Raw genomic sequence first — 16835 nt, 5'->3', positions numbered from 1 at the left:
AAGACCGGAACGGTCAGGCCGGCTGGTGGTACAGGGCCTGGACGGCACGGGACGGGCTCGGACGGCCGAGCTGCCGCGCCATCCAGCCGCTGGCCGCGACCAGGGCGCGCAGATCGACTCCGGTCTCGATGCCGAGCCCGTGCAGCATCCAGACCAGGTCCTCGGTGGCGAGGTTGCCGGTCGCGCTCTTGGCGTAGGGGCAGCCCCCGAGACCGCCGGCGGAGGCGTCCACGACGGTGACCCCGCTGCGCAACGCGGCCAGGGTGTTGGCCAGCGCCTGGCCGTACGTGTCGTGGAAGTGGACGGCGATCCGATCGGCGGGCACCCCGGCCCGCGCGAAGCCGGCGAGCAGTTCGGTGACCTGGCCGGGGGTGGCCACGCCGATGGTGTCGCCGAGGCTGAGCTCGGTGCAGCCGAGATCGAGCAGGCGCAGACCGAAGTCGATCACCTGCGACTGCGGGACCGGTCCCTCCCACGGGTCGCCGAAGCACATCGAGAGATAGCCCCGGGTCGGGACGCCCGCCTCGGCGGCCCGGCCGATGACCGGCCGGAACATCTCCAGGGCCTCGTCGGCCGACCGGTTGAGGTTGCGCCGCGCGAAGGCCTCGGTGGCGCTGGCGAAGACCGCGATGTCGGTGGCGTGGTGGGCGAGGGCGCGGTCGAGGCCGCGCTCGTTCGGTACCAGGACCGGCAGCCGCAGGCCCGGGTGGCGCTCCGCGAGTCCGGTCAGCCTGGGCATCAGTTCCTCGGCGTCGGCCAGCTGCGGCACCCACTTGGGGTGGACGAAGCTGGTCGCCTCGACGGTCCGCAGCCCAGCGGCGGCGAGTCGTTCGATGAACTCGGCCTTGACCCCGACCGGCACGAGCGACTTCTCGTTCTGCAGCCCGTCGCGCGGACCGACCTCGTGGATGCGCACCCTGGCGGGCAGCGAAGGGTCCTTCACGGCTTGCGGCAGGCCGAGGTCGACGGTGTCTGGCTCTCGGGCCGCGGACGGCGTCGCAGCCGCGGTCGCGGCCGGAAACGGGGCGGAGGTCATGGTGTCACCTCGGTGGGGTCCTCGTCGGAAGGCGCCACCACGGCCAGCAACTCCTCCATGGCGACCGTGGTTCCGGCGGTGGCGCGCAGCTCGCTGACCGTGCCGTCGTGTGGCGCGGCGATCACGTGTTCCATCTTCATGGCCTCCAGGACCAGCAGCGGCTGGCCGCGTCGGACCTGTTCGCCGACGGTGACCTTGACCACCGTCACGGTGCCCGGCATCGGTGCGGTGAGCGCGCCGTGGTGGGCGGCGGCCGCCGAGGTCCGGTCGGCGACCGGGTCGTGGGGGTGGAGCGGCCAGGCGTCGCCGTCGATGCCCAGCCAGGTGACCGGGCCGGCGGTGTTGCCGGGGCCGATGTCAGTGGCGTGTGTGAAGGTGCTCTGCAAGCCGTCCACGGTGAGGTGCAGCCGGCCGCTGGCCCGGGTCGCGCGGGCGCGCCTGGTCGGGCCCTCGCCGAGGCGGACAGAGAGGTCGGAGATGGTGCTCGGGGACTTGTCAGCGGTGTCCGATACGTTGCGGTCGGCGGCGGGGCGGACAAGAACGGAGACGGGCTCGTGCCCCGGGAGCCGGAGCCGGTGGGTGGTCCAGGCGGGCGCGCCGCCCAGGCGCCAGCCGGAGGGGACGGAGAACGGGTCGGTCCAGCCGTCGGAGGCGACGGCTGGCACCAGGTCCAGATGTCGACTGAGGGCGGCGGCGTAGTAGAGCGTCTCGACGGGGGAAGCGCCGACGGGGGTGGCGGAAGCGCCGTCCGTGGCGGAAGGAGGTGCACCAGCGGAACTGTCGATGTGTGCCGTCTCCGACGGTCCGCCGACGGCCGGGTGGGCGGCGTACGGGGAGGCGAGCAGCTCGGGGTGCTGCTCTGCGGTCCGTTCGACGAGGCCGGTGTCGAGCCTTCCGGCTGCGACATCGGGGTGGCCGAGCAGCCGTCGCAAGTAGCCCGTATTGGTGGTCACCCCGAGGATCCGGGTCTCGGCGAGCGCGGCGCGGAGGCGGCGCAGCGCGGTCGGTCGGTCGGGGCCGTAGGCGATGACCTTGGCCAGCATGGGGTCGTACCGGCTGCCGACCTCGGTGCCGGGGCCGATGCCGGAGTCGACGCGGATACCGGGGCCGTGCGGCTCGTCCAGCAGCAGGATCCGCCCACCGGTGGGCAGGAAGTCGCGCTCTGGGTCCTCGGCGCAGATGCGGGCCTCGATCGCGTGGCCCAGGAAGGAGATGTCGTTCTGGCCGAACGTCAGGGATTCGCCCGCGGCGACGCGGAGTTGCCACTCGACCAGGTCGAGTCGCTCGGGCTGTCCGGCGTCGGCGCCGATGGCGATGGCCAGTTCGGTGACGGGGTGTTCCACCTGGAGACGGGTGTTCATCTCCATGAAGAAGAAGTCGAGGACGCCGTCGGGGGCCGGCCCGTCGGGGTCGACGCCCGGCACGATGAATTCCACGGTGCCGGCACCGGTGTAGCCGCAGGCCTCGGCGGCCCGGACGGCGGCCGCTCCCATGGCCGCCCGGGTTTCCGGGTTCAGCAGAACGGAGGGTGCCTCTTCGATCAGTTTCTGGTGGCGGCGCTGCAGACTGCACTCGCGCTCACCGAGGTGGACGGTCCGGCCGTGGGTGTCGGCCAGGACCTGCACCTCGATGTGCCTCGGCCGGTCCACCCAGCGTTCGAGCAGCAGGGTGTCGTCGCCGAAGGCGGTCCGGGCGACCCGGCGGGCGGCGGCCAGTTCGGCGGGCAGGTCGTCCGGGTCGCGGACCAGGCGCATGCCCTTTCCGCCTCCGCCGGCCGAGGGCTTGAGCAGTACCGGGTAGCCGATCTCCGCTGCGGCTGCGGTGAGTTCGGCGTCGGTCGGGTTGTCGCCCTGACTGCCGGGGACGACGGGCACCCCGGCGGCGCGGACGGCCTCCTTGGCGTTGATCTTGTCGCCCATCAGCTCCACCGCGGTGGGCGGCGGGCCGACGAAGACCAGACCGGCCTCGGCGCAGGCTCGGGCGAAGGCCGGGTTCTCGGCCAGGAAGCCGTACCCGGGGTGGACGGCCTGGGCGCCGGTGCGGCGGGCGGCGGCCAGGATCTGGTCGGTCCGCAGGTAGGTCTCGATGGCCGAACTGTCGCTGTGCCCGGCCGGCCCGAGCCGGACGGCGACATCGGCCTCGCGGACGTGCGGCGCGTCGGCGTCGGCGTCGCTGAAGACGGCGACCGATCGGACACCGAGCTTCCGGAGGGTACGGATCACCCGTACCGCGATCTCGCCTCGGTTGGCGACCAGAACTGTGTCGAACATGGGAGGCGTTCCTCCGGGTCGAGGGGAACCGTGGGATGGGGCCGGGCACCGGGGTCGGGGGGTAGGCCCGGCGGACGATTGAGCGGTCGTCTCCGGGCCGTCGGCTGACAGTGCGGCTGCTGGTTCGCGGCTGCTGGTTCGTGCCCGCCCGGATGCGGCAGGCCGCACGGGGCAGGTCGCGTCACGGGGGAGGTCACATACGGAAGACACCGTATGGACGGGGGTCGGCGAGCGGGGCGTTGGCGCAGGCGGTGAGGGCGAGACCGAGCACGGTACGGGTGTCCATGGGGTCGATCACGCCGTCGTCCCAGAGCCGGGCCGTCGAGTAGTAGGCGTTGCCCTGCCGCTCGTACTGCTCGCGGACGGGCCGCTTGAACTCCTCCTCGGCCTCGGCGGGCCAGTCCTCGCCCTGTGCCTCCAACTGGTCGCGGCGCACGGTGGCCAGCACCGAGGCCGCCTGTTCGCCGCCCATGACCGAGATCTTCGCCCCGGGCCACATCCACAGGAAGCGAGGTGAGTAAGCCCGGCCGCACATCGAGTAGTTGCCCGCGCCGTACGAGCCGCCGATCACCACGGTCAGCTTCGGCACCCGGGTGCAGGCGACGGCCGTGACCATCTTGGCGCCGTGCTTGGCGATGCCGCCAGCCTCGTACTGCCGCCCGACCATGAAACCGGTGATGTTCTGCAGGAAGAGGAGGGGGATGCCGCGCTGGTCGCACAACTCGATGAAGTGGGCGCCCTTGAGGGCCGACTCGGCGAAGAGCACACCGTTGTTGGCGACGATCCCGACCGGGTGACCGTGGATCCGGGCGAAGCCGGTGACCAGGGTGGCGCCGTACTCCGCCTTGAACTCGGCGAAGCGGCTGCCGTCCACGATCCGGGCGATCACCTCGCGGACGTCGTACGGGGTACGGGGGTCGACCGGCACCGCGCCGTAAAGGCTCGTCGGGTCCAGTGCCGGCGGCTCGGCAGGGGCCAGGGGCCAGGGCTTGGCGGCCCGGGCACCGAGTTCGGACACGATGGTCCGGACGATGGAGAGGGCGTGGGCGTCGTCCTCGGCCAGGTGGTCGGTGACGCCCGAGGTGCGGGAGTGCAGTTCACCGCCGCCCAGCTCCTCGGCGGTGACGACCTCGCCGGTCGCGGCCTTCACCAGTGGCGGCCCGCCCAGGAAGATGGTGCCCTGGTTGCGGACGATCACCGCCTGGTCGCTCATCGCCGGGACGTACGCGCCGCCCGCGGTGCACGAGCCGAGCACCGCCGCGATCTGCGGGATCCCGGCGGCGGAGAGGCGCGCCTGGTTGTAGAAGATCCGCCCGAAGTGGTCGCGGTCCGGGAAGACCTCGTCCTGCATCGGGAGGAAGGCGCCGCCGGAGTCCACCAGGTAGATGCACGGCAGCCGGTTCTCCAGGGCGACTTCCTGGGCGCGGAGGTGCTTCTTGACCGTCATCGGGTAGTAGGTGCCGCCCTTGACGGTGGCGTCGTTGGCGACCACCACCACCTCGCGACCGGCCACCCGCCCGATCCCGGCGATCACGCCCGCCGCCGGCGCGGCACCGTCGTACAGCCCGTCGGCCGCGAGCGGGCACAGTTCCAGGAAGGGGGAACCCGGATCGAGCAGGGTGTCCACCCGGTCCCGCGGCAGCAGCTTGCCCCGGGAGGTGTGCCGGGCGCGGGCCTTGGCCCCGCCGCCGAGGGCGGCGGCCCCCAGCTTCTCCCGCAGTTCGGCCACCAGGGCCTGGTGTGCGGCGGTGTTCGTGCGGAACGCCGCCGAGCCGGTGTCCACCGAGCTCTCCAGCCGGGGGGCGGGAGCAGCGGCGGCGGGCGAGGCGACCGGCTCGAACGGACCCGTGCCTGCGCCGGTGAAGAGTCCCGGGGCCGCGCCTGCGGATCGGGCTGCGGCCGGGCCGACGGTTGAGAAGACCATCCCAAGAGCTCCCTTGCCCTCGGAGCCAGGTGGGCACGCGGACAGGAGGGTCCGCCGCCCTGTTAATGAGCGTTAACTCCTGTCGCCAGGTTAACCGTCGATAACTCGACTGTCTACGATGGACGGCATGCTGAACGCCCAGGCTCCCTCCGCGCTCTCACGCCGCGACCAGATCCGGAAGGAGGCCGCGCGCCTCTTCGCGGCGCGCGGGTTCCTCGGTGTCGGTGTCGACGAGATCGGCAGGGCGGTGGGCATCAGCGGCCCGGGCCTGTACCGGCACTTCTCCGGCAAGGACGCCATGCTCGCCGACCTTCTGGTCGGCATCAGCGAGCGGCTGCTGGAGGAGGGCCGCCGGCGGGCGGGTGACGCGCCGGACGCCCTCGGCGCGCTCGATGCCCTGATCGGCGGCCATGTGGACTTCGCGCTGGACGACCGGGACCTGATCGTCCTGCACGACCGGGAGCTGCTCCATCTGAAGGAGGAGGACCGGCGGCGCGTGCGGCGCCTCCAGCGGGGCTATGTCGAGCTCTGGGTGGACGTCGTCCGCCAGGCGTTCCCCTCGCTGGCCGAGGACGGCGCCGAGCAGACAGCCCGGGCGGCGGTGCACGCGGTCTTCGGCCTGCTCAACTCGACCCCCCACAGCGCCGGACCGCAGCTGGCGCAGGGGGAGCGGTCCGGCCTGAGCCGGGACGGTATGGCGGCGCTGCTGCACAGCCTGGCCCTGGGTGCCTTCGCGGCCGCGGCCGGCGGCGCGGCAGATGTGACCGGCTGACCCGGACATCCGGCCGATCGGCCCCGCTGCCGCCAGATGCACCCGGCTTGTCGGCGGGTTCCGGACGCGGCGTCGGTCGGGGCGGCGCGGTGGGCGGACCGGCCAGGATGCCGGGGTGATCGGCTGTTCGGGCCGACTGCCGCCCTGTCTGCGGCGAATCGGTCGGGGAGCACGGCGGACCGGTCGGGGAGCACGGCGGACCGGTCGGGGAGCACGGCGAGTCCGGCGGGGATTCGGGCAACCCGGCCGGGTGCACGGTGCAAGCGCCCGCCCTGGGGCAGGCCTAGGACCAATGGTGGTCCCCGTCGAGACCGCCCGACCGGTGTCGCGCGACCGTCGGTTCGTCCAGGCTGGTGGGAGGCGGGAAGCAGCTCGGGCCGCGCGCTGTTCGAGTCACTGCACGCCCGTCGGGCTCCCGCCGGAAACCCGATGGACTCCTGCTCGACCGAATGGTTAGTATCCCTAAATATGCCTGAGACTCATGGATCCGCAGCGGAGCTTTCGCCAGGTGGCAGGGCAGACCGAGACCTGTCCGGTACAGGCTCGGCATCCACCCGTTCGGCGAGCGGCGCCCACCCCCGTCCCGAGCCGGCCCGGCGGCAAGCGCCCGAGACCGAGCCCGGCTGGCTCACCAGGCTCGCGCACTACTGCTGGCGCTACCGGCGGAACGTGCTGCTCTCCTTCGGAGCCTCGCTGGCGGGCATGGCCGTCACGGCCGTCGTGCCGCTGATCACCAAGCTGATCATCGACGACGTCATCACGGCCCATACCCGTCCGCTCGCGCCGTGGGCGGGCGTGCTGCTGCTGGCCGCCGTCCTCGTCTTCCTCTGCACCCAGGTCCGCCGCTACTGCGGTGGCCAGCTCGCCGTGGACGTCCAGCACGACCTGCGGGCGGACCTCTTCCGCTCGCTCAGCAGGCTGGACGGCACCCGACAGGACTCGCTCGACATCGGCCAGGTGGTGGGCCGGGCGACCTCCGACCTCCAGCTGGTCAACGGCCTGCTGTCGATGCTGCCGATGATGACCGGCAACTTCCTGATGTTCGGCATGTCGATCCTGGTGATGCTCTGGCTCTCCGCGCCGCTCACCCTGGTCGCACTGGTGATGGGTCCGGCCCTCTGGTGGATCGCGACGTTCAGCCGCAAGCGGCTCTTCCCCGCCACCTGGGCGGCGCAGCAGGAGGCGGCGGCCGTCGCGGGCGTCGTGGACGGGGCCGTCGGCGGCGTTCGGGTGGTCAAGGGCTTCGGCCAGGAAGCACAGGAACGCGGGAAGTTGGAGCAGGCCTCGCGCAGCCTGTACGGCGCTCGCCTCCGTTCGATCCGGCTCACCAGCCGCTACACCCCGGCGATGCAGGCGGTGCCCGCGCTCGGGCAGGTCGCCGTGCTCGCCCTCGGCGGCTGGCTCGCGGTGCGGGGCCAGGTCTCGCTGGGCACCTTCGTGGCCTTCTCCGCCTACCTGGCGCAGATGACCGGTCCGGTCCGGATGCTCACCATGCTGATCACCGTCGGCCAGCAGGCCCGCGCCGGCGTGGAGCGAGTGTTCCAGTTGGTGGACCAGCAACCCGTGGTGCGGGAGCACGCGGACGCGGCCGACCTCGTCCTGCCCGGCGTCCTGCCCGGCGCGGACCGGCCCGAGGCGTCGGACCGGCCGGTGGTCCGCGCCGTCCCGGGAGCCCCCGCGCTCCAGTTCGACCAGGTGGACTTCAGCTTCGGCGCTGTACGGGACGACGTGCAAGAGGATGCACCGGACGCCGCACGGGACGGCGCGCCGGCCAACGCGCAGGGCGACTCCCGGGACAGCGGACCGGACGGCTCGCGGCACGGCGAGCTCGTGCTCAAGCAGCTGAGCCTGGAACTCGCCGAGGGTGAGACGCTGGCACTGGTCGGTGCATCCGGCTCGGGCAAGTCGACCGTCGCGCAGCTCGTACCGAGGTTCTACGACCCGACTGCGGGCACCATCCGGCTGTACGGCCACGACCTGCGCGAGCTCACGCTCGACTCGGTGCGGGCCACCGTCGGCATCGTCCCCGAGGACAGCTTCCTGTTCTCCGAGAGTGTCCGGACCAACATCGCGTACGGTCGGCCGGACGCGACCGACGCGCAGATCGAGGCGGCCGCCGTGGCCGCCCGGGCCGACGGCTTCATCCGCGAGCTGCCCGAGGGCTACGACACCAAGGTCGGCGAGCAGGGCCTCACCCTCTCCGGCGGTCAGCGGCAGCGGATCGCCCTCGCCCGGGCCATCCTGAGCGACCCGCGGGTACTGCTGCTGGACGATGCCACCTCCGCGGTGGACCCGCAGATCGAGGCCGAGATCCATGAGGCGCTCAGCGGGGTGATGGCGGGCCGGACCACCCTCCTCATCGCCCACCGCAGGTCCACCCTGCACCTGGCAGACCGGATCGCGGTGCTCGACCACGGCCGCCTGGTGGACGTCGGCACCCAAGAGGAACTCGAACAGCGATGTCCGCTGTACCGCGCGCTGATCACCGATCCCGACGCCGAGGCCCCCACCGCGTCCGGCCACCGCGCCTCGGCGCCCACGGCCATCGGTTCCGGTGAGCCGACCGAGCAGGTCCACGGGGCCGAGCGGGTCAACGGAGCAGAGCGGGTCAGCGCGATCGAGCGCGTCAAGGGGATCGAACGGGTCAACGGAGTCAAGCGGGTCAACGGCGTCGAGCACCCCAAGCGAGGCGAGCGGCACATCGGGGCCGGGCGTCCCAGGGCCGGCCGGTCCTGGCCGTCCGCCTCGGCCGGCCAGGACAGGGCGGACCTGCTCACCAAGGTGGCCGCACTCGCGCCGGCCACGGACACCCCGGACATCCCGATCCCCGAGGCCGAAGCGAGCGACCCGGACTTCAGCCTCGTCCGCCTGCTGAAGCCCTTCCGCCGCCAGCTGGTGCTCGCCCTCCTGCTGGTCGCCCTGGACACCGCGGCCGGACTCGCGCTCCCGGTTCTGATCCGGCACGGCATCGACGACGGTGTCAGCAAGGCCGCGATGTCCGGGGTGGCGGCCGCCGCGCTGGCAGCCCTCACGATCGTGCTGCTCGACTGGCTGGTCCAGAGCACGGAGACCAGGGTCAGCGGACGGACCGGGGAGCGCGTGCTCTACACCCTGAGGCTCAAGATCTTCGCCCACCTCAACCGGCTCGGCCTGGACTACTACGAGCGCGAGCTCTCCGGCCGGATCATGACGCGGATGACCACCGATGTGGACTCCATATCGTCGTTCCTGCAGACCGGTGTGGTCACCGCCGTGATCAGCGTGCTGACCTTCGCCGGGATCCTGGTCGCGCTGCTGTTCATCGACGCCGGCCTGGCGCTGGTCGTCTTCACGGTGCTCCCGCTGCTGGTGATCGCGACCGTGGTGTTCCGCCGCAAGTCGACCGTCCAGTACCAGATCTCCCGGGACCTGATCAGCACGGTCAACGCCGACCTCCAGGAGAACGTGGCCGGCATGCGGATCGTCCAGGCGTTCCGCCGGCAGGGGACCAACGCCACCCGGTTCGTGGCGCGCGGCCTCGAATACCGCGACGCCCGGGTCAAGGCGCAGCTGTACATCTCGCTGTACTTCCCGTTCGTGCAGTTCCTGTCCAGTGCGGCGGCCGCCCTGGTACTGATCGCCGGCGCCTCACGGGTGGACTCGGGGACGCTCACCATCGGCGCGCTGGTCGCGTACCTGCTGTACATCGACCTCTTCTTCGCGCCGGTCAACCAGCTCTCGCAGATCTTCGACGGATACCAGCAGGCGTCCGTCGGCCTCGACCGGATCCGCGAACTGCTGCGGACACCGACCAGTACGCCCGACGCGGACGATCCCGTGCGGGTGGCGAAGCTGCGCGGCGAGATCCGGTTCGAGAACGTCGGCTTCGCCTACAACGGCGGCGGCGACGGCAACCCGGACGTCCTGTCGGCCGTCGACCTGCACATCCCGGCCGGGCAGACCGTCGCCCTGGTCGGTGAGACCGGCGCCGGGAAGTCCACCCTGGTCAAGCTGGTCGCCAGGTTCTACGACGCGACCGGTGGCACCGTCCGGATCGACGGCACCGACATCACCCGGTACGACCTCACCCAGTACCGGCAGCGGCTCGGCGTCGTCCCGCAGGAGGCGTACCTGTTCGCCGGGACGGTGCGGCAGGCCATCGCGTACGGCCGGACCACCGCCACCGACGCGGAGGTCGAGGCCGCCGCCCGGGCGGTCGGCGCACACGAGATGATCATGGGCCTGTCGGGCGGCTACGACCACGAGGTCACCGCCCGGGGCCGGAACCTCTCCGCCGGGCAGCGCCAGCTGATCGCGCTCGCCCGCGCCGAACTGGTCGCCCCCGACATCCTGCTGCTCGACGAGGCCACCGCCGCGCTCGACCTGGCCACCGAAGCGGCGGTCAACAACGCGGCGGACCGGCTGGCCGGCGGGCGGACCACCCTGGTCATCGCCCACCGCCTGACGACCGCTCAGCGCGCCGACCGGATCGTGGTACTGGACTGCGGCCGGGTGGTCGAGGACGGGACGCACGAGGAACTGCTGCGCCGGGACGGCGCGTACGCCGGGCTGTGGCGCGCCTTCATCGCGGACGGAGAGCTCGACCGGGAGCAGCCCACGGCGATCCCCGCAGCAGGCTGACGGCACCGCCGGCCACGCCCCCGCTGCTCACCCCTGTTACCCCGCCCGACTGTTCACGCGGCGAGGAGCGAGGTCAGCAGCGGGGTGGCGTCGATCCCGTGCGGCAGACCGCTGACCTGGCCGTCGCCGACCTCGACCACCCGCCAGCCCGGCCCGTCCGCCCGCTGGGCCAGGTCGGTGGTGATGAAGCGGCAGCCCAATGCGCGCACCAGCGGCTGGACTTCGGAGAGATCCGGGTCAACTCTGGCCTGGGGGCAGTCGGGGTGCGGGCCGACCAGGACCGGTTCGCCGTCCACCCACCAGACCCGGGCCTCGACGGCATGCCCGTCCGCGTCCCGCACGAACTCCTCGTACCGGCGCAGCACCACGCCGCCGGTCAGGAACTCGCCCTGCAGTTCCACGAACCGGGACACCACCCGGCCAAGTGCGTCCAGATCGGCCAGCTCGGGCACGTAACAGGCCTGGTCCCACTCGTGCTTACGGGACTTGACGTAGTCCTTGACGACGGCCGGACCCTGCCCGCCGATCCGCCGTGCGGCGTCCGCGAGTGCAGAGAAGTCCGGTTCGCCGCCGGGAATCCAGGCGCTCGGCGGCGTCGCACCCTCGAAGACCGAGTACCAGCCGGGCAGTTCGTGGGCGTCGGCGTACGCGGCAGGCGGGGTCAGCAGCGAACAGCTGCGTGTCGTGAGGGCGGTGGCGAGCGCGGTGTAGGCCGGTACGGGCACCATCCAGCCCCGGTACCAGAGCGGTCCGTGCCCCTCCGGCACCCGGCGGACCGCCGCGACGGCGTCCCCGGAGACCAGCGCGTCATGGTCGATGAGCGCGTACGCTCCACCCGACTCGCGGATGAGCTGGGCCTCCCACACGAAGTGCGGGTCCGGCCGGCGCGGTGTCAGCGGATCGGAGGGCAGGAGGATCAGAGGTACGGGCATGGGCACAGCGTAGAACCGGGGTGCCGCCCGAGGCGCCCGGGTTTCCCGCCAACCGCCGGGAGCAGGACGCTGATCCCGCTCGACAACGACAGCGCTCCCTGCGAGGGTGATTCGATGCGAACTCCGAGGCGAGCAGCGCGAACCGCGGTACTGGCATCCGACGGCGCGGTCTTCCTGCTGAGGTCCGACAACGTCGAGGTGGGTGTGCACTGGACCATGCCGGGCGGCGGGATCGAGCCCGGCGAGTCGCCGGCCGAGGGCGCGCGTCGCGAACTGTGGGAGGAGACGGGCTGGACGGATCTCGCGCCCGGCCCGCTGCTCTGCACCTGGGAACACGACTTCACCTGGCACGGCACCCCGGTCCGTCAGCACGAGCACATCTACTTCACCAGCGGACCCCGCCGCGGCCCGCTGGGCGATGTCAGCGCGGCGCACGCGGTGGACCGGATCCTGGGCTGGCGCTGGTGGAGCCCGGCCGATCTGGCGGACGAACGGGCCGAGGCGCTCTGGCCACCGCAACTGCCCGCACTGCTCTCGGCTCTCAGGGAGAGCCTGGCGCAGCCGCCGGCTGGTGCCGCTGCCCAGCCGCCGGCCCCGGTGCACCTCGGGTACGTGCCGAACGCCGGGCGCTGACGGACGTCATCCGCCGGTGGCCGCCGGCCCGCCCTCCGTCTGCCAGGTGCGCAGGTCAAGCTCGCGGTCGTGCAGCGCGTCCGGGTTCATCAGCACGGTGAGCCGGGCGCCGGCCAGGTCCTCGAAGGCCAGCCCGGTCTCCGCGAGCAGCTGTTCGGTCGGCACCGACACCGCGATGGCGGTGCGCCAGGAGGGCAGTACGACCAGGCTGGTGCCCCGGCTCACCCGCACCAGGTCGACCGGTACCCGGCGCGGGGCCGAGGAGCTCAGGGCGCTCGGCGGTTCTGCGTAAGCGGGGGAGGCGCCGATCAGGACTCCCAGCGGGGCGGCCGTGTGGTCGTGCGGCTGCACGTGCGTCGGCGCTTCGGCCGATGCGGGTGCATCTTCCGCCGGATGGCCCGACCCGCCGCCTGCGGGTTCCTGTTCGGGCGTCGTCGGCTCGGGCTCTGGTGCCGGCTCGGGTTCGGGCGCCGGCTCACCGCGCGGGTGCAGCCGGCTCAGTCGGCGGGAGGGCGTCGGCCGGCGGATCCGCCGGAACTCCTGCCACTCCGGGAAGGGCACCGCCGGACCGGCGGCGCGACCTGCCGTGCGGGTGAGCGGAAGTCCGCCCGGCCGCAGGTCGGACCTGGCCCCGGCGAATTCCAGCAGTCGCCGCACCTCCGACTCGGGTTGCCGGCAGGCCTCCGCAAGCAGCCGGATGTCGGCGCCCTGCTCGTACGCCGTGCGGAGTCTGCTCGCCAGGCCGGCGAGGAGCCAGGCCGCCGTGGTGGCCTCGGCGTCCGCTACGGCGCGGTCTGGCGGCCTGGACCGGTCCGGGGAGTCGTCGGATGCGGACTGGTCGAGCAAGGTCATCAGTACGGGCCCTCCGAAAGCTGGTCGGATGATCCTGCCGTACCGGCGCATGGCCAGCCAAGGGGAATCGGAAGACTGACAAGCCGTTACCGACCGGGCGGACGGTCGGTCAGGTCGCGGCCGCCGAGTTCCTCCGGAGGGATGCCCGCCGTGAGGAACCCCCGACAGTGATCGTTCGAAGCCTGACCGGCGACCGGCAGTCCGGAAAGGCCCTGGCAGCCACCGGTGGCGAAGCGCTAACCTCGCAGCCATGAAGCATCTTCCATGCCTGAGCTGGTGGCCGTCCTAGGGCGGCTCCCACTCATGCATGACCGCAGGGCCGTCCGTACGGGCGGCCCTGTTGCTTCGTCTCCCTCGCGGGCCGCACCGATGGACGCGCCCCACCGGCACACCGCCGCCGGCTGGCGGCGCAGTCGTGCCGACGCACCGCCAGCCACCGGCAACCCGCCGTCGGCCCGCCCGAAGGAGAACCAGCAGTGCAGACCAGCACCGCCCAGGTCCAGCAGGACCCCAGCCGCTACCGCATCCTCACCGGGGACCGTCCCACCGGACCGCTCCACCTCGGCCACTACTTCGGCACCCTGCAGAACCGGGTCCGGTTGCAGCGGCTCGGTGTCGAACTGTTCGTGGTCATCCCCGACTACCAGGTACTCACCGACCGCGACACCGCCGACCGACCCGCCGAACGCGCCGAGGAACTCGTCCTCGACTACCTGGCGGCAGGCATCGACCCCGAACGCGCCACGATCTTCACCCACAGCGCCGTGCCCGCCCTCAACCAGCTGATGCTCCCCTTCCTCAGCCTGGTCAGCGTCGCGGAACTCCAGCGGAACCCCACGGTCAAGGACGAGATCGTGCACTCCCGGCAGAGCTCGGTCAGTGGACTGATGCTCACCTATCCCGTGCACCAGGCCGCAGACATCCTCTCCTGCAAAGGGAACCTGGTCCCGGTCGGTCGGGACCAGCTGCCGCACCTGGAGACCGCGCGGACCATCGCCCGCCGCTTCAACGACCGGTACGGCGCCGCGGTCTTCGCCGAACCTGAGGCCCTGCTCTCCGACGCCCCGCTGCTACTGGGCACCGACGGCGGGAAGATGAGCAAGAGCCGGGGCAACGCCATCGCCCTCGGCATGGGCGAGGACCACACCGCGCGCCTGATCCGGGGCGCCAAGACCGACACCGAACGGCGGATCGGCTACGACCCCGAGCAGCGCCCCGAGGTGTCCAGCCTGCTGCTGCTCGCGGCCCTGTGCGAAGACGGCGAGCCGCAGAAGATCGCCGAGGAGATCGGTGACGGCGGCTCGGCCGTGCTGAAGCGGCGCGTCACCGAGGCGGTCAACGAGTACTTCCGCCCGATCCGCGAGCGCCGAGCCGAGTTCGCGGCCGACCGGGCCCACCTGCGTGCCGTCCTCCGCGCCGGGAACGAACGCGCCAACGCCTGCGCCGACGCCACGCTGGCCGAAGTCCGACAGGTCATGGGCATGCGCTGAAGGCTCCGCCTCGGCGCAGCGGTCCTCGCGCCGGTTCTCAGGTCGGCGCTCGCTCCGGCTCGGCCGTCGCCTGGCGGCCGGGCTGGACCGGGCCGGACCACCGCGCCGGACGGTACGGGTGCGCGGCTGTCGATACGAAGGTCCGACGACGAGTCTGTCCGAGAGCGGAGGATTCGGCAGGGGAACGCTTCCATTCGGGACTGTCTCTGTTGATGACATGCTCCGTGGACGACCCGGTTGGGCCGTTTCCGTCCACGAAAAGCTCCGCCGTCGACATGACTGGGGCCTCTTCTGTCCACGAGTTGCCCTGCCGACGAGAGACCGGGACCAGACGGGTGATCAGGAGCCACCCGAGCGGGCATACGGTTGGTGGCTGAACGCCATACGCCGCCTCCCCGAGAGAGGACCTCGCCCATGGTTCGGTTCCAGCCTCCCACCCCGGACCGACGGCCGCGCCGCCTGGTCCCCGGGGACCGGGTCGCACTGGTCGCTCCGAGTGGCCCGCTCGAACCCGACCGGCTCTCCGCCGGCACCGGGATCCTTCGCAGCTGGGGCCTCGAGGTCGTGCCCGCCGAGCACCTCCAGGACACCCATCCGACCATCCGCCACCTGGCCGGCACCGACGCCGCCCGTGCCGCGGACTTCCAGCGCGCCTGGCTCGACCCCACCATCGCCGCCGTCATCTGCGCCAGAGGCGGCTTCGGCGTGCAACGGATGGTCGACCTTCTCGACTGGGACGCGCTCCGCAGTGCGCCTCCGAAGGCACTGGTGGGCTTCAGCGACATCACCGTCCTGCACGAGACCATCTCATGGCGCCTCGGCATCCCGACGCTCTACGGGCCGATGGCCTCGGGCGCAGCCTTCATCGCCGACGGTCCGACGGCGGAGCACCTGCGCCGCACCCTCTTCCACCCCGCGGACACGCTGCAGCTCACGTCGCCCACCGTTGAAGCGCTGGTGCCCGGTCGGGCCCGCGGTCTCACGGCCGGCGGCTGCGCCTCCACCCTCGCTGCGGACCGGGGTGCCCCGACCGCCCGCCCGTCCTTCGCAGGAACGATCCTTCTCCTGGAGGACGTCAACGAACACCTGTACCGGCTGGACCGCGTCCTCACCCAGCTGATCCGCTCCGGCGCCCTGGACGGCGTGGCGGGCATCGCGCTCGGCTCCTGGGAAGGCTGCGGTCCGCTCGACCAGGTACGCGAGCTCATGCTCGACCGGCTCGGTCCGCTCGGCGTACCGGTCCTCTGGGAACTCGGCTTCGGCCACGGCCCCAGCAGCCTCACCGTGCCGCTCGGCGTCCCCGCCCGATTGGATGCCGACGCGGGCACGCTGACGCTGGAGGCTCCGGTACTCAGCAACAGCACCGATGACTCGGGTTCCCAGCACCAACCCTGATGAGTAGGGTGCGGCCATGCACGTGGACGGCGACAGCGGCAGCAGCACCCCACCCGACGCCTCTGCTCTGATCAGCTCTGTTCCAGATGCTGCGGAGCCCCGCCGGGTGGCGTCCGAAGGCCCGGGACAGTCGCCCATCGGACCGTCTCCGCTCAACGGCCGCGCGGCACTGGTCGCATCGGCCCTCCACCTGCTGCACGGTCGCACCCGCGCCGTCGGCCGCACCATCCTCGGCTTGGCCGGCCCGCCCGGGGCCGGAAAGTCGACACTGGCCCGCTACCTGGTCGACGAGATCAACCGCCGGGAGGGCGCCGAGACAGCGGCCTACCTCCCGCTGGACGGCTTCCACCTCTCCAATGCCCAACTCGAACGCCTCGGCCTGCGCGACCGCAAGGGATCCCCGCCCACCTTCGACGCTGGAGGGTACGTAGCCCTACTGCGCCGAGTCCTCGCCGAGCGCTTCCGCGACATCTACGCCCCCGACTTCGACCGGACACTCGACGAACCGGTTGCCGCTCGGCACGTGATCCGACCACACACCCGACTCGTCGTGACCGAGGGCAACTACCTCGCCAACGCTGACGCTCCCTGGTCCGAGGTCCGCACCCTGCTGAGCGAACTCTGGTACGTGGATGCCGCCGACCACGTACGGGACACCCGACTCATGCGCCGCCACACCAAGGGCGGCCGGGCCCCCGAAGCAGCCCGCCACTGGATCGTGTCCAACGACCACCCGAACAGCGAGTACGTCAAGGTCGGCCGCGTGGCGTGCACCCGGATCATCGGGCACTGGGATTTGCCCACGGCCTCCGACAGGGGTAGTGTTCTCTAGTCGCTCGGCAGGGAGCACCGGACACGCATCGGCGCGGACGGTCCCGGGGCGGCCAATCCTCTGAAACACCACTTCTTCT

11 protein-coding genes are annotated in these 16835 nt (G+C 72.1%); 6 read left to right on the top strand and 5 right to left on the bottom strand.

Annotated elements, in window-relative coordinates:
- Positions 1–13: 13 nt before the first annotated feature.
- The 3 genes from ACZ5ON_RS28205 to ACZ5ON_RS28195 form a co-directional block, all read right to left on the bottom strand.
- Entirely contained in the window at positions 14–1036 is a 1023-nt protein-coding gene (locus ACZ5ON_RS28205) for a hydroxymethylglutaryl-CoA lyase (RefSeq protein WP_465598573.1), read from the bottom strand.
- Entirely contained in the window at positions 1033–3306 is a 2274-nt protein-coding gene (locus ACZ5ON_RS28200; protein WP_465598570.1) for an acetyl/propionyl/methylcrotonyl-CoA carboxylase subunit alpha, read from the bottom strand. Before ACZ5ON_RS28200 ends, ACZ5ON_RS28205 begins: the two co-directional genes overlap by 4 nt.
- A gap of 193 nt (positions 3307–3499) precedes the next feature.
- Positions 3500–5230, bottom strand: a complete 1731-nt coding sequence (locus ACZ5ON_RS28195; RefSeq protein ID WP_465598567.1) for a carboxyl transferase domain-containing protein — start codon at positions 5228–5230, stop codon at positions 3500–3502.
- A 127-nt stretch (positions 5231–5357) separates the two neighbouring features.
- On the opposite strand from ACZ5ON_RS28195, the gene ACZ5ON_RS28190 reads away from it, so the two are divergent.
- Together ACZ5ON_RS28190 and ACZ5ON_RS28185 are read left to right on the top strand one after the other, a co-directional pair.
- Positions 5358–6002, top strand: a complete 645-nt coding sequence (locus ACZ5ON_RS28190) for an SACE_7040 family transcriptional regulator (RefSeq protein ID WP_465598564.1) — start codon at positions 5358–5360, stop codon at positions 6000–6002.
- A gap of 468 nt (positions 6003–6470) precedes the next feature.
- Entirely contained in the window at positions 6471–10622 is a 4152-nt protein-coding gene (locus ACZ5ON_RS28185) for an ABC transporter ATP-binding protein (RefSeq protein ID WP_465598561.1), read from the top strand.
- Positions 10623–10675: 53 nt separating this feature from the next.
- Here ACZ5ON_RS28185 and ACZ5ON_RS28180 read toward each other — a convergent pair whose 3' ends face one another.
- Positions 10676–11554 (bottom strand): ATP-grasp domain-containing protein, encoded by an 879-nt coding sequence (locus tag ACZ5ON_RS28180; protein ID WP_465598558.1) that lies wholly within the window; start codon positions 11552–11554, stop codon positions 10676–10678.
- Positions 11555–11668: 114 nt separating this feature from the next.
- Between ACZ5ON_RS28180 and ACZ5ON_RS28175 the strand changes: the two genes are divergently transcribed.
- The gene (locus ACZ5ON_RS28175) at positions 11669–12187 is read left to right on the top strand and encodes an NUDIX hydrolase (protein WP_465598555.1); all 519 of its coding nucleotides are present in this window, start codon (positions 11669–11671) and stop codon (positions 12185–12187) included.
- Positions 12188–12193: 6 nt separating this feature from the next.
- On the opposite strand, the gene ACZ5ON_RS28170 is transcribed toward ACZ5ON_RS28175, so the two are convergent.
- The gene (locus tag ACZ5ON_RS28170; protein WP_465598552.1) at positions 12194–13039 is read right to left on the bottom strand and encodes a hypothetical protein; all 846 of its coding nucleotides are present in this window, start codon (positions 13037–13039) and stop codon (positions 12194–12196) included.
- A gap of 476 nt (positions 13040–13515) precedes the next feature.
- Here ACZ5ON_RS28170 and trpS point away from each other — a divergent pair, with 476 nt between their 5' ends.
- The 3 genes from trpS to ACZ5ON_RS28155 all read left to right on the top strand — a co-directional run bounded on the left by trpS (position 13516) and on the right by ACZ5ON_RS28155 (position 16756).
- A complete protein-coding gene (gene trpS, locus ACZ5ON_RS28165) occupies positions 13516–14529 on the top strand; it encodes a tryptophan--tRNA ligase (RefSeq protein WP_465598549.1) in 1014 nt (337 codons plus the stop codon).
- Between the two features lie 414 nt (positions 14530–14943).
- Positions 14944–15924: a S66 peptidase family protein gene (locus ACZ5ON_RS28160; protein WP_465598546.1), complete on the top strand. Its 981-nt coding sequence runs from the start codon at positions 14944–14946 to the stop codon at positions 15922–15924.
- A 106-nt stretch (positions 15925–16030) separates the two neighbouring features.
- The gene (locus ACZ5ON_RS28155) at positions 16031–16756 is read left to right on the top strand and encodes a nucleoside/nucleotide kinase family protein (protein ID WP_465598543.1); all 726 of its coding nucleotides are present in this window, start codon (positions 16031–16033) and stop codon (positions 16754–16756) included.
- The last annotated feature ends 79 nt before the right edge of the window (positions 16757–16835 follow it).

The sequence above is a fragment of the Kitasatospora sp. NPDC032150 genome (genome assembly GCF_055579945.1).
The sequence above is the reverse complement of the archived record's forward strand: the minus strand, read 5'-3'. Positions and strand labels throughout refer to the sequence as shown.

Bases quoted from the DNA above. Each gene is read 5' to 3' on its own strand.
- ACZ5ON_RS28205 (WP_465598573.1), bottom strand. From the start codon at position 1,036: ATGACCTCCGCCCCGTTTCCGGCCGCGACCGCGGCTGCGACGCCGTCC.
- ACZ5ON_RS28200 (WP_465598570.1), bottom strand. From the start codon at position 3,306: ATGTTCGACACAGTTCTGGTCGCCAACCGAGGCGAGATCGCGGTACGG.
- ACZ5ON_RS28195 (WP_465598567.1), bottom strand. From the start codon at position 5,230: ATGGTCTTCTCAACCGTCGGCCCGGCCGCAGCCCGATCCGCAGGCGCG.
- ACZ5ON_RS28190 (WP_465598564.1), top strand. From the start codon at position 5,358: ATGCTGAACGCCCAGGCTCCCTCCGCGCTCTCACGCCGCGACCAGATC.
- ACZ5ON_RS28185 (WP_465598561.1), top strand. From the start codon at position 6,471: ATGCCTGAGACTCATGGATCCGCAGCGGAGCTTTCGCCAGGTGGCAGG.
- ACZ5ON_RS28180 (WP_465598558.1), bottom strand. From the start codon at position 11,554: ATGCCCGTACCTCTGATCCTCCTGCCCTCCGATCCGCTGACACCGCGC.
- ACZ5ON_RS28175 (WP_465598555.1), top strand. From the start codon at position 11,669: ATGCGAACTCCGAGGCGAGCAGCGCGAACCGCGGTACTGGCATCCGAC.
- ACZ5ON_RS28170 (WP_465598552.1), bottom strand. From the start codon at position 13,039: ATGACCTTGCTCGACCAGTCCGCATCCGACGACTCCCCGGACCGGTCC.
- ACZ5ON_RS28160 (WP_465598546.1), top strand. From the start codon at position 14,944: ATGGTTCGGTTCCAGCCTCCCACCCCGGACCGACGGCCGCGCCGCCTG.